Source organism: Micromonospora sp. NPDC049257 (assembly GCF_040678915.1).
In the GTDB taxonomy this organism is placed as follows: domain Bacteria; phylum Actinomycetota; class Actinomycetes; order Mycobacteriales; family Micromonosporaceae; genus Micromonospora; species Micromonospora antibiotica.
The window spans coordinates 24,958-50,480 of sequence record NZ_JBFAQU010000021.1 but is presented as its reverse complement, the minus strand read 5'-3'; the positions used below and the strand labels follow the sequence as shown (position 1 = coordinate 50,480).

Sequence of the window (25,523 nt, the reverse complement as noted above, 5' to 3'; positions counted from 1 at the left end):
GGTGGCAACACACCGGGTGGGACGCCCTGCGGTGTGCCACGGGAAGGTGGCGTCGGCCGGGGCAGGGTGAAGGCTTGGTGGAGTGCCGACGCAGGCGGTATCTTGAACAGTTCCCGAAATACAAAAAGGAATGGCACAAAGCCATTCCAGAAGCGATTTTAATCGACGAGGAGACGGCTTGTCAACGCACCCGGACGAGCTGCGGCAACCCGACGACGAGATCGGCCGCGAGCAGGAGTACGTCTCGATGCTCTACGGCCGGCTGGACGACCTGCGTGAGCAGGCCACCCGACGGCTCACCGACGAGCTGCGCACCGGCGGCGGCACCCTGCAGGACCGCTCGCAACGTGACAGCGCCGTGCGGATGTACGCCGACCAGGTAGAGCAGTTCTCGGCGGTCGAACAGGGGCTGGCCTTCGGTCGGCTCGACGGGGCCGACGGCAGCCGGCACTACGTCGGCCGGATCGGCATCTTCGACACCGACGGCGACTACGAACCGCTGCTGATGGACTGGCGCGCTCCCGCCGCCCGGCCGTTCTATCTCGCCACCGCCGCCAACCCGCAGGGTGTCCGGTTGCGGCGGCACCTGCGTACCCGGGAACGGAAGGTCACCGGCCTCAACGACGAGGTGCTCGACATCGAGACCGCCTCCCCCACCGGGCACGAGGAGCTGACCGGTGAGGCGTCCCTGCTCGCCGCGCTCAACGCCGGCCGGACCGGCCGGATGCGGGACATCGTCGAGACCATCCAGGTCGAGCAGGACCGCATCATCCGGGCCGACCTGCCCGGGGTGCTGGTCGTGCAGGGCGGCCCCGGCACCGGCAAGACGGCCGTCGCGCTGCACCGCGCCGCGTACCTGCTCTATACCCACCGCCAGCAGCTCTCCACCCGGGGCGTGCTGCTGGTCGGGCCGAACGCCACCTTCCTGCGCTACATCTCCCAGGTGCTGCCGGCCCTGGCCGAGACGGGGGTGCTGCTCAGCACCCCCGGCGACCTCTTCCCCGGGGTCAGCGCCCGCCGCGCCGAACCGGCCCGCACCGCCGCACTCAAGGGTCGGTCGGTGCTGGCCGAGGTGCTCGCCGCCGCCGTCCGGGACAGGCAGTGGGTGCCCGACGCGCCGCTGGAGATCGAGTTGCCCCAGCGGGAGGTGCTGCGGCTGGACCCGGAGACGGTACGCCTGGCCCGGGACCGGGTCCGGCGCACCGACCGCCCGCACAACCTGGCCCGTGCCCTGTTCGACATCGAGGTCGTACACGCCCTCGCCGAGCAGGTCGCCGAGCGGATCGGGGCCGATCCGCTCGGCGGGGACAACCTGCTGGAGGAGGCGGACCGCGCCGAGATCCGCCGGGAACTGCGCGAGGAACCGGAGGTCACCGCCGCGCTGGACCAGCTCTGGCCGGTGCTCACCCCGCAGCGGCTACTCGCCGACCTGTACGCCTCGCCGGAGCGGATCGCCGCCGCCGCGCCGATGCTCACCGACGACGAACGTGCCCTGCTGCACCGGCCGCCGGGCGACGGCTGGACGCCGGCCGACGTGCCGCTGCTGGACGAGGCCGCCGAACTGCTCGGCGAGGACGAGCGGGCCGCAACCGCCCGCCGGGAACGCATCCGCTCCTTCCAACGCGAGTACGCCGAGGGTGTGCTGGAGATCGCCCGGGGCTCCCGCTCGATCGACGTGGAGGACGAGGCCGAAGGCGGTGAGATCCTCGGTGTCACCGACCTGATCGACGCCGACCGGCTGCTGGAACGGCAGGAGGAGACCGACCGGCTGACCACCGCGCAGCGGGCCGCCGCCGACCGGAGCTGGGCGTTCGGGCACATCATCGTGGACGAGGCGCAGGAGTTGACCCCGATGGCCTGGCGGCTGCTGATGCGCCGCTGTCCGAGCCGGTCGATGACGATCGTGGGGGACGTGGCGCAGACCGGTGCGCTGGCCGGCACCCCGTCCTGGGCCGAGGCGTTGGAACCGTACGTGGCGCGGCGCTGGCGGCTGGAGGAGCTGACCGTCAGCTACCGCACCCCGGCGGAGGTCATGGCGGTCGCCGCCGAGGTGCTCGCCGGGATCGACCCGCAGCTGCGCCCACCCCGCTCGGTACGCCACAGCGGGGTGCCGCCGTGGGACCGGACCGTCGAGCCGGGCCGGCTCGGCGTGGAACTGGTCGAGGCGGCCCGTCGGGAGGCCGCCGGGCTGGACGGTGGCGGTGCGGATGCCCGCCCGGATGACCGGGAGGGGCGGCTCGGGGTGATCGTGCCGGTCGGGCGGGCCGACGAGCTGGCGGGTGTACTGCTGGCCGCGCTGCCCGAGGCGGCGGTCGGCGAGCAGCCCGAGCTGGAGAGCCGGGTGGTGCTGCTCACCGTCGGCCAGGCCAAGGGGTTGGAGTTCGACTCGGTGCTGGTGGTCGACCCGGACGGGATCGTCGCCGAGTCCCCCCGGGGCCGCAATGACCTCTATGTCGCGCTGACCCGCGCCACCCAACGCCTGGGGGTGCTCCGCCCGACCCCTTGACCCCCACCTCTCGAAGAGGGCCACCGCGTTCACCGGGCGACCGCCGTGGGGTCCGCCCGATCCCTCGACGCCCACCCTTCGATGCCCGACCCCTTCGACGCCCGACCCCGGCCCCGACGCACCGGGCCCGTGATCGGCAAGACCGTGCTGCAACATGGATGTAGTGGCCTCCCGGCGAGAGGAGACCACTACATCCATGTTCGAGCGTGATCATGGGGCGGGTGCCCCTCCAGCAGTGCGGTCAGTCGTCGGAGAAGTCGCCGATCTCGACGGCGCTGGCCGACTGGTCACTGACGGGGCCGCCGGTCGGAGTGCTCAGCCCGCCGGTGGTGGCGTCGCCGGTGGTCGTCGGTGCGACCGTGCCCGGGTGTCGTCCGGGCTGCCGGGCCACCCGCCGAACACTGGCCGGGCCGGCGGTGCCGCCGGTGGTGGTCACCGCCCCCTGGCCCCGGGTCGGGCCACCGTCGCGCAATACCTCCGGGTCGATCGGCACGTCGGCCACGTCGTCCGGGTCGTCCTCCTGGAGGGCTCTGGTCACGTCGACCCGGGGCACGGTCACCTCGTCGAGCGCCCCGGGGCCGTACACCCCGGCGGTGAGCCGCTCCTCGGCCTTACGGGTGGAGTTCCGCATCATGTCGTCGTCGCGCACGTCCATCACCTCGCAGAGTCTCGGCGGAACCCGCTGCGTGCCCGTGGCCCGCACGACCAAACACCGCATCCAGCCCCGGGGACCAGGTCAGCAGCAGGCGGTCGAGACAGCGACCGCACCCCGCCCCGCCCCCGGGCGGACCGCACCCGCCCCGACCACGCGTGGGCCGCACCCCGCTTCGGCCCGGGCGGACCGGAGCTGGGTCGGCGCGGCGTCGCCGCGTACCACGGTCGGGGCACCGGAGGGCTGGCCCGGCGGCGGCGGAATTTCGGCCGGAGCCGGTGTTACCTGCTCGCCGTCGGGGGGTAGACCCAGGGTGCCCCCGCCACAGCAGGCGAACCGTGCCGTGGCCGACCGCGGTAGCGGGGTGAGGGAGCGCAGGTACTCATCAAATCCTGAGGAGGACCAGATGAGCACGCAGGCTGCATCCACCAGGCCCATGAACCGGCCGATGGACACCGCCCAGCGCAACGCCATGATGAACGAGCAGACCCGGCAGATGCCGATGATGCACGACGGGCACCGGGAAGCGATGCCGTCTCCGGGTACGGAGACCAAGCAGTCGTTCCTGACGACCGAGTTCTGGGTGTACGCCGCCGCAGTCGCGGTCGTGGTGATCTCCGCCTTCTGGCGTGGTACCGCCACGAACGGCCTGAACATCAACAACCCGACGCAGGCGTGGTGGTTCCTGACCGCCCTGACCGGCGCCTACCTGGTGAGCCGGGGCCTGGCGAAGGCGGGTTCGGCACGGCGTTCCGGCGCGGAGCGCAAGGGTCGTCGCTGACCGTAGCTGACCCGAGCAGCGCGAGCTGCGCGGGACGATGGCCCCCGGGATTGCTCCCGGGGGCCATCGCTGCTCTGGGGGACCGCCGAGCAGGGTCCGGCCGTCCCGGTGTGTCCACACCGGACCAGGGACCCGCCCGGCGACGGCCCGTCCGCCGGACGTGACCTCAGTTCACTCGTCGCCGCCGAAGTCGCCGCCGTCGTCGTCGCCCTCGAAGGCGTCCTCGATCAGTTCACCGGCGACCAGGCCACCGGCGACACCGAGCGCCGCACCGGCCACCACGCCGCCCATCCCCGGGCCCCGGCCGTGGTGGCCGTGGCCGTGCATCGGGTAGCCGTGGGTGGGGGCACCGTATCCGGAGGAGGCGCGCAGGTTGCCGTACGTGGAGGTGGTCTCGCGCAGCCAGCCGTCGACGACCTGGACCCAGTCGACCCGGTCGACGTCGGTGTGGGAGACGGTGTAGCGGCCGAAGACGTCGTGCCCGGAGCTGAGGAAACCACCCCGCTTGTCGCACTCCAGCACCACCTCGACCCCGTGCGGGCCGGTCACGAAGGTCAGCTCCAGCTCGGTGATGGCCTGCGCGTACTGGGGTGCGGCGAAGAACTCGATCTCCTGGTAGAACGGCAACGTCTGCTGGGAGCCCCGGATGTGACCCCGCTCCAGGTCGGCGTGCTTGAACCGGAAACCGAGCTGCTGGAACGCGCCGAGGATGTGCTCGTGCACCGGCAGCGGGTGGACGTTGACCTGGTCGAGGTCGCTCTTGTCGACCGCGCGGGCGATCGCCAGCTCGGTACGCAGCCCCATGGTCATGCCGTGCAGACGCTGACCGTATACGTCGGTGATCGGGGTCTCCCACGGCACCGGCAGCTGGAACGGGAGGGCGAGCTGCTGCTTCGGCGCGAGCTGGAGCGGGCCGCTGACCACCATCCGGTGGAACTCCATGACGCCGGCGTACTCGCTGTCGCCGCCCTCGATCTCGACCCGGGTGACCAGGCCGATGACGACCTGCTCGATGTTGGCGGGGGCGTCCCCGCCGACCAGGTTCACGTTGCCGTCGAGGGTCAGGCCGGGCCGGGTGTTCGGGTTGGCCAGGACGGTGTCGACGCTGGGCCCACCGACCCCGAACGCGCTCAGCATCTTTTTGAAGACCATCGGAACTCCCGCTTCACGGTCGGCGCGTACTCCACCGTGGAGCACGCACGGTTACCCGCCGCACCCTAATTGCCAGGACTGTGAAGTGCCTGAAAGGACGCACCGGGGCGGGCCAGCAGCACCAGCATCACGCAGGCCACCACGAAGAAGACCGCCATGGCCGCCGCCATCGGCAGCAGGCTCGCGTACCCGAGGAGGCCGGTGAGGGGTGTGACCAGCGCGCCCGCGAGGAAACCCAGACCACCCTGGAGCGCGGCGGTGGTGCCGGCGGAACGCCGGCCGGCCTCCTGCGTCAGCGCGGTGCTGGCCGGCAGGGTCAGACCCATGCCGGCGACCACCACGGCGAGCAGCGTCCACGGCACGGCCAGCGGCCACCCGGCCTCCCGGTCGACCAGGGCGACGACGAGCAGCACGAGGGTGGCCACGGTGGACGCGGCGAGCCCGGCGGCCCGCAACCGGCCGGCTCCTACCCGCCTGACCAACACCCGGAACAGCAGCCCGGCGGCGGCCATGCCGGCGGCGTTGGTGGCGAAGATGAGGGTGTATCGGGACTCGTCCACCCGGTAGGCGGTCTGGAAGACGAACGCCGAGCCGCCGATGTAGGTGAAGAACCCGGCGATGGCCAGGCAGAGCACGATCAGGTTGGTGAGCACCGTCCGGTCGCGCAGCAGGCCGGCCATCCGCGCCAGCGCCGGGCGTGGGCCGCCGTCGTGCCGGCGGTGCGCGGGCAGCGTCTCCGGCAGGCCGACCAGCGCGGCCACCGCCATCGCCGCCCCCAGCCCGGTGAGGGCGACGAAGACGGTACGCCAGGTGCCGTGGTCGAGGATCACCCCGCCGACGGCCGGTGCCAGCACCGGGCCGAGGAACGTCACCGAGGCGATGCTGCCGAACCGGGCGGCGGCCTGGTCGCCCTGCCACGCGTCGGTCACCATCGCCCGGCCGAGCGCCACCCCGGTGCCGGCCGCGATCCCCTGCCCGAGCCGGGCGAGCACCAGCACCCCGGCGGTCGGGGCGGCGGCGCAGAGCAGCGACAGCAGCACGAAACTCACGGTGCTCACCAGGACGATGCCGCGCCGGCCCCGTACGTCGCTGACCGGGCCGAGCAGGAGCTGACCGGCGGCCACGCCGATGATGAACGCGGTCAGGGTCAGCTGCGCCATGGTGGCGCTGGTGTCCAGGGAGCGCCGCAGTTCGGGTAGGGCGGCGATGTACGCGTCGGTGGCGAACGGCCCGACCCCGGTCAGCAGCACCAGCGCGATCATGGAGGGCCTACCCGCCACCCGGCCGGGCCGGTGCGACCCGGACGGCGTCTCGACCCGCGGAGGTGTCACCCATGGACCGTAGTCCCGTGACCGGGCGGGCGCAGGGTTGTGGTGTCGGGCCGCCATCAGGCGCGTCCGAGCCTATCCGGCGTCGTCGACGAGCAGGCCGCGCAGGACGCTGCGTACCGTCGTCGCGAAGAGGTCGCGGGGCGCGGACGGTGACGGGTCGGTGACGGCGGCGACCAGGTTCGGGTAGGCCGCCAGGTCGGTGCCGGCGAAGCCGACCGGCGGGGCGGCGGACTCCTGCCGGGCGAACAGCGACGTCACCCCGGTCATCATGGCGATCGCCTCGAACTTGGTGGTGGTCGCGGCCGGCACCGGCCGCAGGACGGCCAGGCAGTGGTCGAACCAGGCCAGGCTCTGCGGGCCGGGGGCGGTCGGCCGGGGCAGAACCTCCACCAGCCAGGGGTGCCGGCGGTAGAGGTCGAGTTGCCGCCGGGCGAGGCGCAGCATGGTGTCGAGCCAGTCGTCGCCGGCCTCCGGGTAGGGGCGCAACTCCCCCGCCGCCCGGTCGACCATCAGGTCGAGCAGGTCGTCGCGGGAGGACAGGTAGCGGTAGAGCGAGCCGGCGCCGGTGTGCAGCGCGGCGGCGACCGCCCGCATGGAGACCGCGCCGATGCCGTCGGCGTCGGCGGTCGCGATCGCGGCGGCGACGATCTCGTCCCGGGTGTGTGTCGGCGCGGGCCCGCGCTGCCCACGGGCCGGCCGGGACCAGATCGGGGTACGCGCTGGCTCGTCGGGTGAGGTCACCGCTACACTCTAAAACTGCAAACGGTGTTCGCAGTTTTGTTGGGGAGGACGACATGCAACAGCACTGGACCGAGCAACGGGTACCGGCGGCCGACGACGCCGAGATCGTGCTCCACTCCACCGGCAGCGGGCCGGGCATCATCGTGGTGCACGGCGGTGGCGTCACCATCGAGGTCTACCGCCGACTGGCGGTGCGGCTGGCCGACCGGTTCACCGTGCACCTCTACAACCGTCGCGGCCGGGCCGACGCGGCGGCCCGCGCCGAGCCCTACGACGGCGAGCAGGACGTCGACGACCTCGCCGCGCTGCTGACCGCCACCGGGGTCGGCAACGTGCTCGGCCACAGCGGCGGCGGCTTCGTGGCCCTGCGCGCCGCCGCCCGTGGACTGCCGATCGACCGCCTCGCTCTCTATGACCCGGCGGTCCAGGTCAACGGCCTGTTCCCCCTCGACTGGGTGCCCGCCGCCCGCGCGGCGGCACACGCGGGCGACATCGCCCGCGCCCTGGCGATCACCGGGGCCGGCCTCAACACCCAGTCGGCCACGTCGCGCCTGCCACTGGCCGTCCAGGTGGCCATCTGCCGGCTGTTCCTGCGTACGACGATCGGGCGCACCATGGGCGACCTGCTGCCGACCACCCTCGACGAGAGCGCGCTGATCCAGCAGCACGACAGCTCGCCGCAGCGGTGGGCCGGCATCACCGCCGAGGTGCTGCTGGCCTACGGCGGCAGTGGCCCGCCCTATTACCGGCCGATCAACGAGGCGCTGGCCGGGGCGCTACCGCACGCCCGCACGCTGGTGGTGCCGCGCGCCGGTCACGACGCCCTCAACCGGGCCCCGCAGCACCTGGTCGACGCGCTCGCCGACTTCTTCACCACCCCGGTCACCTCGCAGCGGGCCCGCTCCTGACCAGCCGGCGGACAGCAGGCGGGCCGGCCTCAGCCGGTCACGCCGACCCGCCCGCCCTCACCGACCGGTGAGCACCGGCGACGTGATCACCGACAACTCCAGCACGGCCGGCAACGCCGCCACACCCGGACCACCGGCCCGAACCCAGGCGACCAGATCAGCTACCACGGCATCGTCGGCGACAAGTCCGAACCAGACCGGCCGCGCCCCGTGGCGTCGCGCGGCCGGACTGGGCTGCACCACCATCACGTTGGACTGCGCGCACACGTCCAGGCACAGACTGGTCCGCACTCGATGATCCGGCTCCAGAGCCTCTCGCAGACCGTCGAGCTGCGCGTCGTGATCGACCGTCGGGTGCTTGGTCCGGCTGCCGCAGCAACAGTCCCGGCACACCGTCACCGTGCACCCCTCGGTCAAACCCGTTCCTCCCGTAGTGCCCCCTCACCACGGTAGCCGCACCTCCGCCTTCGACCTCGGCCCAGAACTCGTCCGCGACGATCCACGGGGTTGCGCACCCCTCGTCGGGCGGCTACTGGCCCGTACGTCCATCGATGCATTCGCGGAGCAGGTCCGCGTGGCCACAGTGCCGCGCGTACTCCTCGACCATGTGGATCAGGATGTCGCGGACGCTGACCTGCTCGCCGTTGGCCATGCTGACCATCGCGCCGAGATCGGTCACCGAATCCAGCCACCTGTCAGCCATGGCGATCTGTTCTCGCCAGGTGGTGAACGCATCGTCCACGACGTTCGGGTCAGCCACCGCACCGTCGAAGTCCCGGTCGGGTTCCTCGGTGGACCAGTAGAGCGGCGGCGCGTTCAGGTTGCCCTGCAGGATCCGGTAGAACCAGTTGTGCTCCACGGCGGCCATGTGGCGGAGCAGGCCGAGCAGGCTCATCGTCGACGGCGGCACCGACCGGGAGGCCAACTGCTCCGGTGAGAGGTCTTCGCACTTCATGCCCAGCGTCAGGCGGTAATTGGACAGGTAGCCACGGATGGTTGCCAGTTCGCCCTCAGGGCTGACGGCGGACCTGGGGTCCGCTTCGGGTTCCGCCCACATGCCGTGGTAACCGACGTGCCGCTGACCGGTCATGCGTGCACCCTTCCCGATGGCTGCAATCCTGCCAAACCCGTTTCCGTGGGCGTCCGTGTTGTTGTCGACGCGCTCACCTCGGCAAGAGCGAGTCGCTGGTGGTGGCGTCTCCGCCCACGAGTGCGGTCACCGCGTCCAGAAGGCCGCCGGAAGGGCCTCGACGTCGGTCGCGGACCGTTCGAGCAGTGCCGTGATGGGCAGCAGGGCGGTCGTGGCAGCATCCCCGGCGGCGGCCAGGTGACGGATCACGTCCGCCTGCCGGCGGGCCCGCTGCGGCACGGCGGCGGCGAACCCACCCCGGTCGCCCCCGTAGCCGTACGCGTCGAGCAGCAGACGCAACCGGCGGGCCCGCTCGCGCAGGTCGCCGTCGGTCAACGGCCTGCCGTCGCGCGGCGACGCGAGCGGCACCCAGGTCAGCGCGGAGAACGCCAGCCCAGTCCCGGGACGACGGGCCGGCGGTGTCCCAGTCACAGAACCCGACCAGCCGGTCACCGTCCACCACCGCGTTGTAGGGGGACGCATCCTGGTGCCCGACGACCAGCCCGGGGCCCATCGTGCGGCCGACGAACCAGCACTCGTCAGGCGGCGGCGTGAAACCGGCGGTCAGGTCGTGGACCCGGCGCAGCCACCGGCCGACCTGGACCAGCATCGCGTCGGCCGACGCCCAGTCGGGCCAGGGCTCCCGGCCGCCGATCGTCTCCCCCGGCAGATAGCTGAGCATCTCGCGCCCCCGGTCGTCGAAGCCGAGCGCGCGGGGAGCGGCGTCGAACCCGGCGTCCTCCAGATGTCGCAGCACCGCGTGCACGGTGGCCGTCCACCGCGACGCCCGCTTGTGTACGACACCGTCGATCAACACGGCGCCCGTGGTGTTACCGCCGGGCAGCACTTCTTCGCGCATCTCCCGGGTATACCGGGCTCCGCAACGCCAGCGACACCGAATTTCGTACGACCGGGCCCGGCCGGCCCGACGATAAAGTCACGACGTGCTGGTCAGCTGGTGGACGACGGGCGGGGCGGCAGAGGGAACGGTCATCGGGTCTTCCACACCGAGCGGCGGGACGGGACATGGACCAGGGCACCCGCGACGAGTTGCTCGACCGCCTGGCTGATGCGGTCGAGACCATCGCCGTCACACACCCGACGCGGGTTGCCGTCGACGGGAGGCGCCCCCCGCTGGTATCCCGCACTCTGGTGCGAGGCGAAATAGCTCCGCCCAGGTGACACGGTTTCAAGCCCCGGGTTTGTTGAAGAGTCTCCATCGACCCGGGGCAGGACATAGTTCCCGAGGCGTGACATCCAACTTACGCCACCCGTCACCAAGCGGCGACATGAGCCTTATGAACTTCGACTCTTAAAAACGGAATGAGGGGGCAGTAATGCGGAAAGGGTTTGCTATAAAATGGCGTCCTATTTCATTACCGGCAACATAAGCAAGACAACAAGCATCCACAAAGCCAGCGTTGAGATGATAATGAACCCAATGACATGCGGTTCATACCAGCGAAAGATATTCCGAAGTGATGGCTTACTCCGAAAAGCAAGACCGCAGACTTCGGTCAAGAAATGATACTCTTCATTTCTGTAGTCAAACCACGAAACCATGCCAACGACAATCAAAAGGATTGTAAACGATGCAGCAATGGTGAGAAGTGTAGCAATTCCAATCATTCCAGATCTCGCAAGTTCGGGAGATAATTCCCATTTCCTATAGCCAACGAAGAGGGCAACTCCCGCACCAGCAAGCACAGTTGAGAGACTTTGGTAAATGCCAAGGATCTTGTAAACGTTCTCATTGAGCGAATGCAGTTGCTGCAAGATGAACTTGTAACGCTCCACATGCAGCTCAGAGACTGCACTTGTACCATCTAGGTAAGACTGATTGCATCTCACTGCAAGGACCTTTCGTACGTGGAGCCTACGAGGGAACCAGGTACGCGGGAGACATCAGCCCTAGTGTCGTGAATCCGACACACCACAGCCCATCTCTGCCGCGTATGACATCGCTAATCTGGCGGGATTACCCTGCGGGGCATCTGAACTATGCTTGAAGGAGACCCAAGGCCATGACTCCCCCCCTGATGACGACGGCTGAGCTTCGCGCGCAGGAAGCCACAGCCCTGTCGGCCTTTAGTGGGATAAATCTTGTAAAGATTAGATCGGAAGTCGCGGAAGCTTTATCTCACTTTGGTCGTCTCGGAATCTTCCAGGAATACACGAAGCATGATATATCTCACGTAGACGGAATGCTGGGCCTTTACAATTGGCTTATTCCTGATGATACCCAAAAGAAGATGTCGTCAGCCGACTGGCTATTGCTTACTCTAGCCACGTACTTCCACGATTTCGGCCTATTAGTAACCGAGGCCGAGTATAATCGGCGCAGTTCCTCAGCCTTCGGCGATTATGTGAGCGACATTCAGGCTGCGAAGGGCGCACAGGATAGTGATTACAGATCACGGGTAGGCGAAATTGAGCACGAGGCGGATAGAGATAAGTTCTTGTACCAAGAGTTCGTTCGGGAGAACCATGCGAGGAGGGTCCGCTCCTGGATCGCTGGAGAACCGGATGCCTCTCTAGGCTTTGATCCCGCTCTAGTTGAGCAGATAAAAGAATGTATCGGTGGAGTTGGTCAGCCGTTTCTGAAAGATCTCGCGCTGGTTTGCGAGAGCCATCACCTTGCGGACCTTAATGACACCGGAAAGTACAGAGTAGATAAGCCTTACGGTCAAGCCGAAGCTGAGACAGCAAACGTTCAGTACGTAGCAATTATGCTGCGCTCAGCAGATTTGCTGCACATTCGGAAAGATCGGGCGCCGTCGGTGGCGATGCGCTTCATTAACCCTAGCAACCCTATTAGCCAGGTGGAGTGGGCGAAGCAGAACGCTGTTGTAACTGTACGATCCATGCCTGCTCGAAATAACGATGGACAGGTCAACCGCCAAGCGCCTCGCGACACCATCGAAGTGCATGCAGAGTTCACAGAAGAAGAAGGTTTCTTTGCGCTAACGTCCTACTTGAGGTACGCAGACTCCGAGATTAAGCAAAGCTATCGCTGGGCTGAAGCATCGAACATCAATGAGGATACTCCTCATCGCTTTCCCTGGAAAGCAATAAATGCGGACAGTGTTGTGGCTGATGGATTCATCACAGAACCGTTCGAGTTTCAGATTGACCAACACAAGGTTCTCGATCTTCTTACTGGTCACACTCTCTACAACAACAGTAATGTTGCCGTTCGAGAGATAGTACAAAACGCCATTGACGCAGTGAGGCTGTATCAGTTCCTGAATAGCGCTAATTATAGTCCACAGGTCGAGATACGCTGGAGTCGAGAACGCCGAGTCCTAGAAGTGACAGATAATGGAACTGGGATGACTCAGACCGAAGTCGAAGGTAATTTTCTTCGCGTAGGTTCATCCCGTTACCAGGACCCCCAGTTCAAGCGGCAGAACCCAAACTTTACCTCGATTAGCCGATTCGGTATCGGTGTTCTTTCTGCTTTTATGGTTGCGGATGAAGTGCGAGTCGTCACGTGCCACCCCGACGAAGATAAGGCACGAGAACTTACCCTCCGGTCAGTTCATGGAAAGTACCTTATCCGGCTATTGTCAAAAGATGATAGTCAAGTGCCTAACCTAAGCAAATCTCATGGCACGTCTGTTAGGATGCGCATTAGGCCGAGCGCAAGGCTGGGCGACGTGGAGAAGATTCTGCGCCACTGGATCCTTGTACCCAGGTGCGATGTGCGCTTATACATGGACGACAGCCCATCCTTCACTCACGTCGGCTTTGACAGCGTTGAAGCTGCGTTAAAGAATTCCGTTGAATTTTGGCAAGATGGTGCCGCCGAAGTTCGGATGGAAAAAATCGATTGTGCGCAGATGGCCTACGTCACGCGGTGGAGTAAAACATTCAAGCAATCATCAATTCTCCACTATCCCTCTAGTTCGCGGCTCAATCCTCATTCGAGTGCTAGCCAGAGCGACCGACTCATTCCACCAGGAACATGTGTCGAGGGGATTAGGGTTACGACATCCCCGCCCGGTTACGCTGGGCCAGGCTCTGTATGGGCCTTGGTGGATGTCACCAATAACGACGCGATCAGAACAAACGTAGCACGCACCGGAATCGAACCATCGGAAGCTCATCGATCGTTGAGTGGTTTCGTGCAGTCGGCCCTGATTGGACATATCAACGAAGAGATCCGAAGCCTGCACCTCTCGCGGGGGTTTTCGGCCACTCGGGCTGCCGCGGAGGCTAACCATCTTGCGCAGCCAATCCTGCAGACGGCGCAAAGGGGCAAATATAATCGCACTCCTGATGGCGTAGATAAGGTGACAGCGTATCTGATTGAGTCAGATGAAGGGCGTCAGCTAGTTTCGCTAAGCGAGTTAGCGAAACTTCCTGAGATTGCCGCCTTAGAGGGACCACTTACGTCTCGTACAGAGAATTTTTTGGCATCACTTCCAACCCAAGCAACGCTTAGGTCACTTCTCGGTTTTGCAGGTATGCCAGGAGAGATCGTGCCAGATGTCCCCCTGCTTTGTAGCTGGTCCCCGTCGACGCCTTTCGGCAGGTGGCTGCTTGACCAGTGGGAAATCAGCGAGATATCTCCCAAGCTAGATGGCGAGATTCTTGAAGTCCGGTTCCGCTTAAGGAACGATCATGCACCACGTTGGATTTGTCTATCTTCCCCAACTTCTGCGCGCGTCTCTGAGGTAACACATCGACTGCTCGAACGATCTGAGCGGTTAAGGGCTGACAGTTTTTGGATTCTGAATCGCGACGTTCAGTGCGAAATTGATGGGCGATTCGAAAGTGTCGCCATAGGGACTGAGACGTTTCTGCTCGAATCGCACCCTCTTCGCTCGATTAAGGCGAGCTCACAAGATGTTAGTGAAACGGACCTGCTCTGGCTTGGGGGCCTAACAGCCGCAGTGGCCGCTCAAAAGGTAGAAAGATACGGACCGACCATGCGTCAAGCCGCCGCACGTTCGAAGATTAGCGCCAGCAAAGCTCACGAGGTGGTGTCAGAGCTTGACAACTTTGGCTTCTTCGAGCTGGTTGACCGAGATTCGGTACTCGATGCGCTCGGCGCTATCGAGGGTTCTTTGTACGACTGCTGGCGTTCGTACCGGAAAGAGTACTGGTAGCGCCCGTGCCAGCCGTCAAGAGCCTGTGTCAAAGTCCGCGCCAGGGCTTAAGCCGGCTTGAGGGTATTCCGCCTGGAAGGTCGGAAGTAGGCGAGGTCTCCGGTAGATGGTTCAGCGATCAGCAGCACCGGGTCGCCCACAGCCGCCGTCGAGACATTCAAGTTTCCCGGCACTGGCCTCGCCTTCTATCAGGCATACACGCAGAACATCGTCGGCAGGCCGGCCGGGACCGGAAGGCGTCTGCCCTCCGGTCCCGGCCGACGCGATCTGGCTGATGCTTGAGGTGCAACCCCTCCCTCTGCTGTCAGCGGTTGTTGAAGTCGAACTCGCCGACCTTGACGCCGTCAACGAAGGCCGCCCACTCGTCGGCCGTGTAGACGATCGTCGCCGCGTCACGCGCCTTGCTGTGCCGCACAGCCACCCGACCAGAGCCATCAAGCAGCGGCCCCGCCTCCACGCAGTTACCTCCGTTGTCCGGGCTCCTGGTACTGATGTGCCACGCCACTTCAGGCATGATCTCGCTCATGACAGCTCCTCTGCGAGTGCTGCGATCAGCTTCGCCGACTCGCTCACGCTGAGTGCGGCCTCCCGGAGGCGATCGTACGCGTGAACGTACCGCAGGGCCTTGTCCGATTCCATGAACAGCCGGCCGCCCAGAGTTTCAGCGTGCGCCACGTCGGAGTATGGGGCAGGCATCTTAAACAGCCAGAAGGTTCCATCGAGGCCGGCGTGGAGCCCCAGCGAGGCCGCCAGCACCCTTACCTCGATCGTCGGCCTGGTCAACATCTGGCCCAGATGGGCGAGCTGGGCGGCCATCACTCCACGGCTCATCACCGGGCGACGGAGCGCGGACTCTTCGACGATCACCGCAAGGTTGGTCGCGGAAGGCCCCTCAAGGAGGCGTTGCCGGTCTATTCGCAGTTGCACCCACTTGCGGATCTGACTCTCGCTGGTCGAGCTCGGCTCCGCGTTCCTGATGACGGCTTCGGCGTAGTCCCTGGTCTGGAGTAGCCCAGGGATCAACAGCGACGCGTAGGTACAGACCTGGTTCGCTCTCGACTCCAGCCAGGGAAAGTCGATGAAGGACGTGTCGTAGATCGTCCGGTCGAAGCTGTTGTCCCAACGATCCACCCGCCAGGCATCCTGGGCGAGCTGGATCAACCGATCGCGCTCGCGCTCGTCGTAGACGCCATAGAGATCAAGTAGCTCCACTACAAGATCCCGGCGGAACGGCCACTCGGCCCGCTCGTACCGGGCCAGTGACGAGAAGTCCCGCTCCAGGAACTTCGCGACGTACTTGAGGGTCAGGCCGCGTTTCTCCCGCAGCTCGCGCATCTGCTGACCGAGCCACTGCGCGCGCAAGGTGTGGACGAACGCTTCTCTCTTTGCGGCCATGCTCACCTCTCCGGGTTCCAGTGAAAGAAATCCGTTGGTGTGGTTGCACCAACACGGAGGCCACTGGAAATGTGGCCTTCGGGTGAGGGTGATCACCGGCCCCCGGGGACGCCCGGTGCAAGCGCAGTAACCGCGGCTGTGCCAACAGCCGAGAAGGTGACGAGAGACGGCCTCGCGGGTGGCAGCCGCATACCGGATCTCGTCGGGCCTCTACGTGGAGCCGCATTCGCATTCGTCTGTCGGCTCCGACCGACTTGCTGAATATCTATCACGGCGGCCGGGGTCACCGCGACCCCGTACCGCACGACACCTGCACATACCAACGGCAGCCCGGCCGCCGTACCGCCGAATGAGGCTGCGGTCGCCGGGCGGGGCGGTCCTGCCCGAAACGGCAGGGCCGCTCCATCGAGCACCCACCAGGAGGCGACCGATGATCCGCGACGCCCGCCCCGACGGCACCCTGCCGGCCCGGCTGCATCCGGTCCTGGTCCGCGACCACCAGTTCCCCACCGCCGGCTTCGGCCGTCGTGGCCTCGACCCCCGGGAGGTACGCCGGTTCCTGCTCCGGGTCGCTCTGGAGCTGGCCAGCCTGCATCAGGAGGTGACCCGGCTGACCGGGGAGAACACCAGGCTCAAACGGCTGCTGCGGGACCGCCGCAGCGCCCAGGCCAACCGGGGTCAGTGGTGAGCCATCACCCGGCACCCGGTGAGCAGGCGGTCCCCCCGACCGCCGCCGACAGCACGACCACCGCCGGGAGCAACACCGGCAGGGACGACGGTCCACGCTACGTGCTGCACCTGCCCGTCACGGTCACGGCTGAGGATCAGGCGCTGCGTTTCGCGTACACGCTGGCGCGGTCGTTGGCGTTGGTGCCGGGGGTCGAGATCGCCGGGGCCACCGTGTCCGCCGAGGACGACCAGCACGTACGACGGTGGGTGTTCTGTGACCGGATCATGCCGGACCGCCGGCGCTGCCTGGCGCGGGCCGACCACGACGGGCCGTGCGACCCCGACCGGTGAGCCGGGCGGCCGGGGTCAGTCGACCTCGACGACGACCAGCTCACCCACCTGCTCGCCGATCTGCTGGCGGCCGTCGGGCGGCAGCCCGGCGTCGGTGATCAGCAGGTCGGCCTCGGCCAGCGGGGCGATGGTGGCGATGCCGATCGTCTCCCACTTGGTGTGGTCGGCCAGCACCACCAGGTGCCGGGCCGCGCCGATCAGCCGCCGGTTGACCGCCGCCTCCAGCAGGTTGGGGGTGGTGAAGCCGGTGCGCGGGCTCATCCCGTGCACGCCGAGAAAGAGCAGATCCACATTGAGGGTACGGATGGCCGCCTCGGCCACCGGCCCGGTCAGCGCGTCCGACGGGGTACGGATGCCGCCGGTCAGCACCACCGTCTGGTCGACGCGCGGATTCTGGTAGAGCGCGTCGGCGACCGGGATCGAGTTGGTCACCACGGTCAGCCCGGGGACGTCGCCGAGCAGGGTGGCCAGCGCGGCGGTGGTGGTGCCGGCCGACAGCGCGACGGCCATGCCGGGCTCGACCATCCGGGCGGCCCGGCCGGCGATGGCCCGTTTCTCATCCTGCTGACGGATCGACTTCGCGGCGAAGCCGGGTTCCTCGGCCGACCCGGGGCCGGCCAGGGTCGCCCCGCCGTGCACCTTGTCGACAAGCCCCCGCTCGGCCAGCACCTCCAGGTCGCGGCGGATCGTCATGTCGGAGACGCCGAACCGGCTGACCAGGTGGCTGACCCGCACCCCGCCGCGCTGCCGGATCAGCTCCAGGATGGCGTTCTGCCGTTGCTGAGCGAGCATCGAACCTCCCAACCGCGCGGACGAGGGAACGGTACGCAGCTCAGGCCGCTGCGGCCGGGGGCGGTTCCACCGCTGGGACCGCTCCCGTCGCCGCCTGCTCCTCCCGGACCACGGCCACCTCCCCGGCGGGCACCCGCAGCGTCCCGCCGCAGGGCTGCCCGGTGAGCAGGTCGGTGCCGGTCACGTCGAGGGTCGCCTCGGCGTCGGTGTGGTTGACCACGAACAGCCAGGACCGGTCGTCGGCCCGGCGGCGGACCACCTCGACGCCGGGCGGGGCGGCAACCGGCGGGCGGGCACCGGCCTCGGTGAGCAGCCGGCCCACCAGGGCGTCGGTGGCCGCCTCGTCGAGCCGGGTGGCCAGGTACCAGGCGGAGCCGTCGCCGACCCGGTGCCGGGTCAGCGCGGGTACCCCGGGCAGCGGCCCGTCCTCGTAGGACGCCACCACCTCGGCACCCTCCGGGTGCAGCCACTCGGTCCACACGTCGGCGGTGGACCCGTCGTCGAGGGTCACCTGCTCACCGGCCAACAGCGGGAAGAACTCCTCGGTACGCACCCCGAGCAGCTCCCGGAACGCGCCCGGGTAGCCGCCGAGCCGGATGTGGTCGTGCTCGTCGACGATCCCGCTGAAGTAGGTCACCAGCGCCGTCCCGCCCCCGGCGACATACCGGCGCAGCGCCTCGGCGTCGGCGTCGCGGACCAGGTAGAGGGTGGGGACGAGGACCAGCCGGTAGCCGGACAGGTCGGCCGACGGATGCACCACGTCGGCGGTGACCCCGGCCCGCCACACCGCGTCGTAGAGCGCCCGCATCCGGTCGGTGTAGGTGACGTCGACGCTGGGGTGGGAGTCCAGCTCGACGCCCCACCACGCCTCCCAGTCGAACAGGATCGCCACCTCGGCCTCGACCCGGCTGCCGCGTACCTCGGCGAGGGCCTTGAGGTCGGCGCCGAGCCGGCAGACCTCGTCGAAGACCTTGGTGTCCGCTCCGGCGTGCGGGACCAGGGCGGAGTGGAACTTCTCCGCGCCGGCCCGGGAGGCCCGCCACTGGAAGAACAGCACCCCGTCGGCGCCGCGCGCCACGTGGGTGAGGCTGTTGCGGCGCAGCTGACCGGGGGTCTTGGCGACGTTGCGGGGCTGCCAGTTGACCGCGCTGGTGGAGTGCTCCATCAGCAGCCACGGGCCACCACCGGCGACGCTGCGGGTCTGGTCGGCGGCGAACGACAGGCCGAGGTGGGCGTACGGGTCGGTGGCCATGAGGTAGTGGTCGTTGGACACCAGGTCCACGTCGGACGTCCACGAGTGGTAGTCCATGTGCTTGGCCATGCCGATCATGAAGTTGGTGGTGACCGGCTGGCGGACCCGCCGCTTGAGCACCTCCCGCTCGGCGCGGAGCTGGGCGCGCTGCTCGTCGGAGGAGAAGCGGAGGAAGTCGAGCTGCTGGGTGGGGTTGGCGATGGTCAGCGTCGCCCGGGGCGGGTTGATCTCGGCCCAGTCGTAGTAGTGCTGGCTCCAGAAGGTGGTGCCCCAGGCGTCGTTGAGCCGGTCGAGGTCGCCGTAGCGCTCCCGCAGCCACTCCCGGAACGCATCGGCGCTGACGTCGCAGTAGCAGTGCACGTTGTGGCAGCCCAGCTCGTTGGAGACGTGCCACATCACCACGGCGGGGTGCTCGGCGTACCGGTCGGCGACCGCCTCGACCAGGGCCAGCGAACGCTGGCGGAAGATCGGCGAGCTGGGGCAATAGGCCTGCCGCCCGCCGGGCCACCGCACGGTGCCGTCGACGCCACGCGGCAGCGTCTCGGGGTGCCGGTGGGCCAGCCACGGGGGCGGACTGGCGGTGGCGGTGGCCAGGTCGACGTGGATGCCGCCGGCGTGCAGGACGTCGAGGGCGCGGTCGAGCCAGTCGAACTCGTACCGCCCGGGGGACGGTTCGAGCAGGGCCCAGGAGAAGATTCCGACCGAGACGAGGTTGACGCCGGCCCGGCGCATGAGCGCGACGTCGTCGGCCCAGACCTGCTCGGGCCACTGCTCGGGGTTGTAGTCGGCGCCGAAGTAGATCCCGTCGCCCTGCCAGCTGCCGTGTTGCCGCATGAGAGCAGAGCGTGCCCCTAGCGGTCGATCAAGTCAACACTTTCCAACACGAGCGGATTTTCCAACGTTTACCTCCCAGGCCACCTGCCAACGCTCCGATACCGATCCGGAGCTGCCCTCTTGACAGGGCCGCACGGACGGGTAGCTTCAAGCGCCACCGGGAGTTTGTGTTGGCCAATGTTCATTCTCGGTGGATCTATGTTGGCATTCCCCACTCCCTCCCCCACCACTGACGGCCCTCGGGCGCAGCGCACCTCTTCATCCGCAGGAGGCACCATGTCCCGTCCCCGCACCGAAGCCGAGTACCTCTCCCGGCTCGTACCGTCCTCCGTCGCCGGCATCGGACGACGCTCCCTGCTCACCGGGGTCGGCGCGGGCGCGCTGCTCGGCACCGGGCTGCTCGCCGGCTGTGGCTCCGACTCCGGGTCGGGCAGCGACAGCAAGGAGGTGTCGCTCGGCTCCAACCAGTCCGACCCGCAGCCCAAGGGGGTCATCGCCAAGGTGATGGACGGGTTCAAGACCTCGTCCGGCATCACGGCCAGCATCAACACCGTCGACCACAACACCTACCAGGAGAACATCAACAACTACCTCCAGGGCAAGCCGGACGACGTGTTCATGTGGTTCGCCGGCTACCGGATGCGCTTCTTCGCCGCGAAGGGCCTGGCCGGCGACATCAGCGACCTGTGGGGCAAGCTCTCCGGCTACTCCGACGCGTTCAAGAAGGCGTCCACCGGGGACGACGGCAAGCAGTACTTCGTGCCGTCGTCGTACTACCCGTGGGCGATGTTCTACCGCAAGTCGGTCTGGAAGCAGCACGGCTACCAGGTGCCGACCACACTCGACCAGCTCACCGCCCTCAGCGCGCAGATGAAGCGGGACGGGCTCACCCCGATCGCCTTCGCCGACAAGGACGGCTGGCCGGCGATGGGCACCTTCGACATCCTCAACCTGCGCATCAACGGCTACCAGTTCCACATCGACCTGATGGCCGGCAAGGAGGCGTGGACCTCCGACAAGGTCAAGAAGGTCTTCGACACCTGGGCCGGGCTGCTGCCGCTGCACCAGCCGGACAGCCTGGGCCGCACCTGGCAGGAGGCCGCCCAGTCGTTGCAGCAGAAGAAGAGCGGCATGTACCTGCTCGGTCTCTTCGTCGCCCAGCAGTTCGGCAACGACGAGCAGGACGACATCGACTTCTTCACCTTCCCCGAGATCGACCCGGCCATCGGGGCCAAGGCGCTGGACGCGCCGATCGACGGCTACATGCTGGCCCGCAAGCCGAAGTCCGAGGCCAACGCCAAGAAACTGCTGGAGTTCGTCGGCTCCAAGGAGGCCGCCGACATCACGGTGAAGAACGACCCGACCACCCTCGTCGCCAACAGCGGCGCGGACACCAGCGGCTACACCGCCCTGCAGAAGAAGGCCGCCGAGCTGGTCGGCTCGGCCACCGAGATCGCCCAGTTCCTCGACCGCGACACCCGGCCGGACTTCGCCTCCACGGTGATCATCCCGGCGCTCCAGCAGTTCATCAAGAACCCCAAGGACATCGACGGGCTGGTCAACAGCATCGAGAACCAGAAAAAGTCGATCTTCACCAGCTGACGGCGAGAGGGGGAGGACCGTCGTGTCCGACCTGCCCCTGATCCAAGCGGATCACGCCGTACCGGCACCGACCCCGGCCACCCCCACCCGGGGTGGTCGTGGTCGGCGGCTACGGCTCCTGTCCCGCACCGACCGCGTGGTGATCACGCTGATGGTGCTCGTACCGCTGCTGCTGGTGGTCGCCCTGGTCTGGTTTCCCGCGCTGGCCACCGTGGCGCTCTCCGGCACCGACTGGGACGGCATCGGCCCGCTGAGCGAGATCGACTGGGTCGGTGGCCGGAACTACTCCGACGTGGTCAACATCTACCCGCCGTTCGTGCCGGCGATGCAGAACAACCTGCTCTGGCTGGCCGCACTGTTCGTGGTCGCCACCCCGTTCGGGATGTTCCTCGCCGTGCTCCTCGACAAGGAGATCCGCGGCAGCCGGTTCTACCAGACCGCGCTCTACCTGCCGGTGGTGCTGTCGCTGGCGCTGATCGGTTTCGTCTGGCAGCTCATCTACTCCCGGGACCAGGGTCTACTCAACGCCGTCCTGGGCAGCCAGACCGACTGGTACGGCGACCCGAACGTCAACATCTGGGCGGTGCTGGTCGCGGCCGGCTGGCGGCACGTCGGCTACATCATGCTGCTCTACCTGGCCGGGCTCAAGGGCGTCGACCCGTCACTGCGGGAGGCCGCCTCGGTCGACGGGGCGTCGGAGACCAGCACCTTCTTCCGGGTGATCTTCCCGGTGCTGCGGCCCATCAACATCATCGTGCTGGTGGTGACGGTGATCGAGTCGCTGCGCGCGTTCGACCTGGTCTGGGTGATCAACAAGGGGCGCAACGGCCTGGAGCTGATCTCCGCCCTGGTCACCCAGAACGTCGTCGGCGAGGCCAGCCGGATCGGCTTCGGCTCCGCCCTGGCGACGATCATGCTGGCCGTCTCGCTGGTCTTCATCACCGTCTACCTGGCCGTCGTCATGAGGGAGAACCGGCGATGAGCGCGTCGACCACGACCCGTCCGCCGACCTCGGAGCCGGCGTCCGAGGCCGCCCCGCGCCGTCGGCCGCTGCGCCCCGCCCGGGTGGCGCTGCACCTGTTCCTCGGCGCGGTCGCCGTCGGTTGGCTCTTCCCGATCCTCTGGGCGGTGCTGACCTCACTGCGCTCCTACGAGTACACCGCCGCCAACGGGTACGTCTCGTTCGGCGGCTGGACGCTCGACAACTACGTCACCGCCTGGCGGACCGCCGAGTTCGGCAAGCACTTCCTCAACTCGGTCTACATCACCGTCCCGGCGGTGCTGCTGACCCTGTTCCTCGCCTCGTGCGTGGCGTTCGTGATCGCCCGGTTCAGCTGGAAACTCAACATCGTCCTGCTCGGGCTGTTCACCGCCGCCAACCTGCTGCCCCAGCAGGCGTTGCTGATCCCGCTGTTCCGGATCTTCACCGAGGTGCCGCTGCCGGAGTTCATGAGCGACTCCGAGCTGCTCTACGACAGCTACTGGGGGCTGATCCTGGTCAACGTCGCCTTCCAGTGCGGCTTCTGCGTCTTCGTGCTCAGCAACTACATGAAGGCGCTGCCCCGCGACCTCTACGAGGCGGCCATGGTGGACGGGGCGAGCATCTGGCGGCAGTACTGGCAGGTGACCATGCCGCTGTGCCGGCCGGCGCTGGCGGCGCTGGCCACCCTGGAGGTGACCTGGATCTACAACGAGTTCTTCTGGGCCACCGTGCTGATGCGCACCGGCGACAAGTTCCCGGTCACCAGCTCGCTGAACAACCTGCGCGGCGAGTTCTTCACCGACAACAACCTGGTGTCGGCCGGCTCGGTGCTGGTCGCCATCCCCACCCTGGTGATCTTCTTCCTGTTGCAGAAGCAGTTCGTCAAGGGCCTGACCCTGGGCGCGTCCAAAGGCTGACCCGACCGTCCCGCCCCCACCGGCACTGGCCCGGCGCTGGGGTATCCGACTGCGCGGGGGGACATGGATTTACATGAGAGCGATATGCCTGTCAGGCATAAATATGACCGCCAGGCATATCGCTCTCACGCGAATGATGTCCCCCTGGCCGCCGCAACGACAGTGACGACGCCGCCGACGTGCCCGTACCGCCGACGTGCCCGGATCCGGAGATGAGCGCCATGACCCTTCCCACCGTGCTTCACCTGCGCCGGGGCCGCACCAGCCTGGTGCTCGACGCGCGCGGCCCGGGACTGCCCCGGATCGTGCACTGGGGGGCCGACCTCGGTCCGGTGCCCGCCGACGACCTGCCGGCCCTGGTCGACGCCACCGTGCCGCCGGTGGTGCCGAGCAGCTTCGACGCGCCGACCGTGCTGTCCCTGCTGCCCGAGGCGAGCGCCGGCTGGAGCGGCCGGCCCGGCCTCGCCGGCCACCGCGCCGGCCACGACTGGTCCACCGCATTCCGGCTCGACAGCCTCGACGTCGACGACCCGGGTGGGGCGGCGCGGGTGAGCGTGCGGGCGACGGACCCGGGCGTCGGGTTGACCCTGACCGTCGAGATCACCCTCGACCCGGTCGGGGTGCTGACCGTGCGGCACCGGCTGCGCAACGACGCCGACCAACCCTACGAGGTACGCGAGCTGACGCCGGTGCTGCCCGTGCCGCCGGTCGCCACCGAACTGCTCGACCTCACCGGGCGCTGGTGCCGCGAACGCGCACCGCAACGGCACACATGGTCGCAGGGCGCGTGGGTCCGCGAGGGGCGGCACGGCCGCACCGGGCACGACGCCACCCTGCTGCTGGTCGCCGGCACCGCCGGGTTCGGCTTCGGCCACGGCGAGGTGTGGGCGGTGCACACCGCGTGGAGCGGCGACCACGTGACCGTCGCCGAACGCCGCCCGACCGGGGAGTCCACCCTGGGCGGCGGGGAACTGCTCGCCCCCGGCGAGATCGTCCTCGGCCCCGGCGACGAGTACGCCACCCCGCTGCTCTACGCGGTGCACTCCCCCGCCGGGCTGGACGGGCTCAGCGACCTGCTGCACACCCACCTGCGGGCCCGACCCGGCCACCCTCGCACGCCGCGCCCGGTCACCCTCAACGTCTGGGAGGCGGTCTACTTCGACCACGACCTGGACCGGTTGCGGACCCTCGCCGACCGGGCCGCCGAGGTGGGGGTCGAGCGGTTCGTCCTCGACGACGGCTGGTTCACCGGCCGCCGGCACGACCGGGCCGGCCTGGGCGACTGGCAGGTCGACGCCGACGTCTGGCCCGCCGGCCTGGGGCCGCTCATCGAGCATGTTCGCGGGCACGGCATGCAGTTCGGGCTCTGGGTCGAACCGGAGATGGTCAACCCCGACTCGGAGCTGTACCGCGCCCACCCCGACTGGGTGCTCGCCGCCCCCGGCCGGCTACCCCTGCCGTGGCGGCACCAGCAGGTGCTGGACCTGGCCAACCCGGCGGCGTACGCGCACCTGCTCGGTCGGCTCGACGCGCTGCTCACCGGGAACCCGGGGATCAGTTACCTCAAGTGGGACCACAACCGGGACCTCACCGAGGCCGGGCACGCCGGCCGGCCCGGGGTGCACGCGCAGACCCTGGCGGCCTACCGGCTCTTCGACGAGCTACGCGCCCGGCACCCGCACCTGGAGATCGAGAGCTGCTCGTCCGGCGGGGCCCGGGTCGACCTGGAGATCCTGCGGCGCACCGACCGGGTCTGGGCCAGCGACACCAACGACGCCCTGGAACGGCTGTCCATCCAACGCTGGACCGGCCTGCTGCTGCCCCCGGAACTGGTCGGCACACACATCGGCCCGGGGCGTTCGCACACCACCGGCCGGGTGCACACCCTGGGCTTCCGGGCGGTCACCGCGCTCTTCGGCCACCACGGCATCGAATGGGACATCGTCGCGATCGACGCCGAGGAGCGGGCCGAGCTGACCGCCTGGGTGGCCCTGCACAAGCGGCTCCGGCCGCTACTGCACACCGGGCGGGTGGTGCGGTTCGATCATCCGGACCCGGCCGTACAGGCGCACGGCGTGGTCGCCCACGACCGCTCCCGCGCCGTGTACGCGGTGTCCCGGGTGGCCACCTCCGGCACGCAGACCCCCGGCCCGGTCCGCCTGCCCGGCCTCGACCCGACCCGCCGCTACGCCGTCCGGCCCGCCGATGGGGTGCCGCAGCCGGCGGCGATGCAGATCACCGAACCCCGCTGGCTGCCCGGCGTGACGCTGGGCGGCGCGGTGCTGGCGACGGTGGGTCTGCACCTGCCGGCCCTGCACCCGGAACAGGCCCTGCTGCTGGAGGTCGACGCGGTCGACTGACCGGCCGCCGGAGGCAGGGCGCCACCCCGGCGAGGACGATGGTGGCCGGGCCCCA

The 25,523-nt window shown here is 68.1% G+C and carries 22 protein-coding genes; 10 read left to right on the top strand and 12 right to left on the bottom strand.

Annotated features, from left to right (window positions below):
- The first annotated feature begins 247 nt into the window (after positions 1-247).
- Complete coding sequence (locus AB0K25_RS24660) at positions 248-2,506, top strand: ATP-binding domain-containing protein (protein ID WP_357538031.1); 2,259 nt, start codon at positions 248-250, stop codon at positions 2,504-2,506.
- A gap of 241 nt (positions 2,507-2,747) precedes the next feature.
- On the opposite strand, the gene AB0K25_RS24655 is transcribed toward AB0K25_RS24660, so the two are convergent.
- A complete protein-coding gene (locus AB0K25_RS24655) occupies positions 2,748-3,140 on the bottom strand; it encodes a hypothetical protein (RefSeq protein ID WP_219470819.1) in 393 nt (130 codons plus the stop codon).
- 514 nt (positions 3,141-3,654) lie between these two features.
- Here AB0K25_RS24655 and AB0K25_RS24650 point away from each other — a divergent pair.
- Entirely contained in the window at positions 3,655-3,939 is a 285-nt protein-coding gene (locus AB0K25_RS24650) for a hypothetical protein (protein ID WP_208569925.1), read from the top strand.
- Between the two features lie 171 nt (positions 3,940-4,110).
- Here AB0K25_RS24650 and AB0K25_RS24645 read toward each other — a convergent pair whose 3' ends face one another.
- The 3 genes from AB0K25_RS24645 to AB0K25_RS24635 form a co-directional block, all read right to left on the bottom strand.
- The gene (locus tag AB0K25_RS24645; protein WP_357537995.1) at positions 4,111-5,091 is read right to left on the bottom strand and encodes a sporulation protein; all 981 of its coding nucleotides are present in this window, start codon (positions 5,089-5,091) and stop codon (positions 4,111-4,113) included.
- A 65-nt stretch (positions 5,092-5,156) separates the two neighbouring features.
- Entirely contained in the window at positions 5,157-6,422 is a 1,266-nt protein-coding gene (locus AB0K25_RS24640; protein ID WP_363822956.1) for a multidrug effflux MFS transporter, read from the bottom strand.
- A 72-nt stretch (positions 6,423-6,494) separates the two neighbouring features.
- On the bottom strand, positions 6,495-7,163 hold the full coding sequence (locus AB0K25_RS24635) for a TetR/AcrR family transcriptional regulator (protein ID WP_357537991.1): 669 nt from the start codon (positions 7,161-7,163) through the stop codon (positions 6,495-6,497).
- A 53-nt stretch (positions 7,164-7,216) separates the two neighbouring features.
- Here AB0K25_RS24635 and AB0K25_RS24630 point away from each other — a divergent pair, with 53 nt between their 5' ends.
- Entirely contained in the window at positions 7,217-8,071 is an 855-nt protein-coding gene (locus AB0K25_RS24630) for an alpha/beta hydrolase (RefSeq protein WP_357537989.1), read from the top strand.
- A 57-nt stretch (positions 8,072-8,128) separates the two neighbouring features.
- Here the strand turns inward: AB0K25_RS24630 and AB0K25_RS24625 are convergent, their stop codons facing one another.
- From AB0K25_RS24625 to AB0K25_RS24610, 4 genes are all read right to left on the bottom strand, one after another.
- A complete protein-coding gene (locus AB0K25_RS24625; RefSeq protein ID WP_363823004.1) occupies positions 8,129-8,470 on the bottom strand; it encodes a hypothetical protein in 342 nt (113 codons plus the stop codon).
- Positions 8,471-8,600: 130 nt separating this feature from the next.
- A complete protein-coding gene (locus AB0K25_RS24620) occupies positions 8,601-9,161 on the bottom strand; it encodes a DinB family protein (RefSeq protein ID WP_363822952.1) in 561 nt (186 codons plus the stop codon).
- Between the two features lie 126 nt (positions 9,162-9,287).
- Positions 9,288-9,632 carry a hypothetical protein gene (locus tag AB0K25_RS24615; RefSeq protein WP_363822949.1) on the bottom strand — a complete coding sequence of 115 codons (345 nt, stop codon included), beginning with the start codon at positions 9,630-9,632 and terminating at the stop codon, positions 9,288-9,290.
- A gap of 936 nt (positions 9,633-10,568) precedes the next feature.
- The gene (locus AB0K25_RS24610) at positions 10,569-11,051 is read right to left on the bottom strand and encodes a hypothetical protein (protein ID WP_363822947.1); all 483 of its coding nucleotides are present in this window, start codon (positions 11,049-11,051) and stop codon (positions 10,569-10,571) included.
- 173 nt (positions 11,052-11,224) lie between these two features.
- Between AB0K25_RS24610 and AB0K25_RS24605 the strand changes: the two genes are divergently transcribed.
- On the top strand, positions 11,225-14,314 hold the full coding sequence (locus tag AB0K25_RS24605) for an ATP-binding protein (protein WP_363822944.1): 3,090 nt from the start codon (positions 11,225-11,227) through the stop codon (positions 14,312-14,314).
- Positions 14,315-14,618: 304 nt separating this feature from the next.
- Here the strand turns inward: AB0K25_RS24605 and AB0K25_RS24600 are convergent, their stop codons facing one another.
- Together AB0K25_RS24600 and AB0K25_RS24595 are read right to left on the bottom strand one after the other, a co-directional pair.
- Complete coding sequence (locus AB0K25_RS24600) at positions 14,619-14,840, bottom strand: DUF397 domain-containing protein (protein ID WP_363822942.1); 222 nt, start codon at positions 14,838-14,840, stop codon at positions 14,619-14,621.
- Positions 14,837-15,709 (bottom strand): helix-turn-helix transcriptional regulator, encoded by an 873-nt coding sequence (locus tag AB0K25_RS24595; protein ID WP_363822940.1) that lies wholly within the window; start codon positions 15,707-15,709, stop codon positions 14,837-14,839. The genes AB0K25_RS24600 and AB0K25_RS24595 overlap by 4 nt, the downstream gene beginning before the upstream one ends.
- Before the next feature lie 430 nt (positions 15,710-16,139).
- Here AB0K25_RS24595 and AB0K25_RS24590 point away from each other — a divergent pair, with 430 nt between their 5' ends.
- Both AB0K25_RS24590 and AB0K25_RS24585 read left to right on the top strand, forming a co-directional pair.
- The gene (locus tag AB0K25_RS24590) at positions 16,140-16,397 is read left to right on the top strand and encodes a DivIVA domain-containing protein (protein ID WP_363822937.1); all 258 of its coding nucleotides are present in this window, start codon (positions 16,140-16,142) and stop codon (positions 16,395-16,397) included.
- A 101-nt stretch (positions 16,398-16,498) separates the two neighbouring features.
- Complete coding sequence (locus AB0K25_RS24585) at positions 16,499-16,729, top strand: hypothetical protein (protein WP_363823001.1); 231 nt, start codon at positions 16,499-16,501, stop codon at positions 16,727-16,729.
- 15 nt (positions 16,730-16,744) lie between these two features.
- Here the strand turns inward: AB0K25_RS24585 and AB0K25_RS24580 are convergent, their stop codons facing one another.
- Positions 16,745-17,521 carry a DeoR/GlpR family DNA-binding transcription regulator gene (locus tag AB0K25_RS24580; RefSeq protein WP_363822935.1) on the bottom strand — a complete coding sequence of 259 codons (777 nt, stop codon included), beginning with the start codon at positions 17,519-17,521 and terminating at the stop codon, positions 16,745-16,747.
- Between the two features lie 40 nt (positions 17,522-17,561).
- A complete protein-coding gene (locus AB0K25_RS24575; RefSeq protein ID WP_363822933.1) occupies positions 17,562-19,607 on the bottom strand; it encodes a beta-galactosidase in 2,046 nt (681 codons plus the stop codon).
- 276 nt (positions 19,608-19,883) lie between these two features.
- On the opposite strand from AB0K25_RS24575, the gene AB0K25_RS24570 reads away from it, so the two are divergent.
- The 4 genes from AB0K25_RS24570 (at position 19,884) to AB0K25_RS24555 (ending at position 25,468) form a co-directional block, all read left to right on the top strand.
- Entirely contained in the window at positions 19,884-21,209 is a 1,326-nt protein-coding gene (locus AB0K25_RS24570) for an ABC transporter substrate-binding protein (RefSeq protein WP_219468873.1), read from the top strand.
- 22 nt (positions 21,210-21,231) lie between these two features.
- The gene (locus AB0K25_RS24565; protein WP_208569901.1) at positions 21,232-22,191 is read left to right on the top strand and encodes a sugar ABC transporter permease; all 960 of its coding nucleotides are present in this window, start codon (positions 21,232-21,234) and stop codon (positions 22,189-22,191) included.
- A complete protein-coding gene (locus AB0K25_RS24560) occupies positions 22,188-23,108 on the top strand; it encodes a carbohydrate ABC transporter permease (protein ID WP_219468871.1) in 921 nt (306 codons plus the stop codon). The genes AB0K25_RS24565 and AB0K25_RS24560 overlap by 4 nt, the downstream gene beginning before the upstream one ends.
- Before the next feature lie 221 nt (positions 23,109-23,329).
- Complete coding sequence (locus AB0K25_RS24555) at positions 23,330-25,468, top strand: alpha-galactosidase (RefSeq protein WP_357537961.1); 2,139 nt, start codon at positions 23,330-23,332, stop codon at positions 25,466-25,468.
- The last annotated feature ends 55 nt before the right edge of the window (positions 25,469-25,523 follow it).

Excerpts from the sequence above, each read along its gene's own strand:
- AB0K25_RS24575 (WP_363822933.1), bottom strand. The coding sequence starts at position 19,607 with ATGCGGCAACACGGCAGCTGGCAGGGCGACGGGATCTACTTCGGCGCC.
- AB0K25_RS24590 (WP_363822937.1), top strand. The coding sequence starts at position 16,140 with ATGATCCGCGACGCCCGCCCCGACGGCACCCTGCCGGCCCGGCTGCAT.
- AB0K25_RS24580 (WP_363822935.1), bottom strand. The coding sequence starts at position 17,521 with ATGCTCGCTCAGCAACGGCAGAACGCCATCCTGGAGCTGATCCGGCAG.
- AB0K25_RS24645 (WP_357537995.1), bottom strand. The coding sequence starts at position 5,091 with ATGGTCTTCAAAAAGATGCTGAGCGCGTTCGGGGTCGGTGGGCCCAGC.
- AB0K25_RS24570 (WP_219468873.1), top strand. The coding sequence starts at position 19,884 with ATGTCCCGTCCCCGCACCGAAGCCGAGTACCTCTCCCGGCTCGTACCG.
- AB0K25_RS24600 (WP_363822942.1), bottom strand. The coding sequence starts at position 14,840 with ATGAGCGAGATCATGCCTGAAGTGGCGTGGCACATCAGTACCAGGAGC.
- AB0K25_RS24655 (WP_219470819.1), bottom strand. The coding sequence starts at position 3,140 with ATGATGCGGAACTCCACCCGTAAGGCCGAGGAGCGGCTCACCGCCGGG.
- AB0K25_RS24620 (WP_363822952.1), bottom strand. The coding sequence starts at position 9,161 with ATGACCGGTCAGCGGCACGTCGGTTACCACGGCATGTGGGCGGAACCC.
- AB0K25_RS24650 (WP_208569925.1), top strand. The coding sequence starts at position 3,655 with ATGCCGATGATGCACGACGGGCACCGGGAAGCGATGCCGTCTCCGGGT.
- AB0K25_RS24660 (WP_357538031.1), top strand. The coding sequence starts at position 248 with ATGCTCTACGGCCGGCTGGACGACCTGCGTGAGCAGGCCACCCGACGG.
- AB0K25_RS24555 (WP_357537961.1), top strand. The coding sequence starts at position 23,330 with ATGACCCTTCCCACCGTGCTTCACCTGCGCCGGGGCCGCACCAGCCTG.
- AB0K25_RS24605 (WP_363822944.1), top strand. The coding sequence starts at position 11,225 with ATGACTCCCCCCCTGATGACGACGGCTGAGCTTCGCGCGCAGGAAGCC.
- AB0K25_RS24595 (WP_363822940.1), bottom strand. The coding sequence starts at position 15,709 with ATGGCCGCAAAGAGAGAAGCGTTCGTCCACACCTTGCGCGCGCAGTGG.
- AB0K25_RS24630 (WP_357537989.1), top strand. The coding sequence starts at position 7,217 with ATGCAACAGCACTGGACCGAGCAACGGGTACCGGCGGCCGACGACGCC.
- AB0K25_RS24560 (WP_219468871.1), top strand. The coding sequence starts at position 22,188 with ATGAGCGCGTCGACCACGACCCGTCCGCCGACCTCGGAGCCGGCGTCC.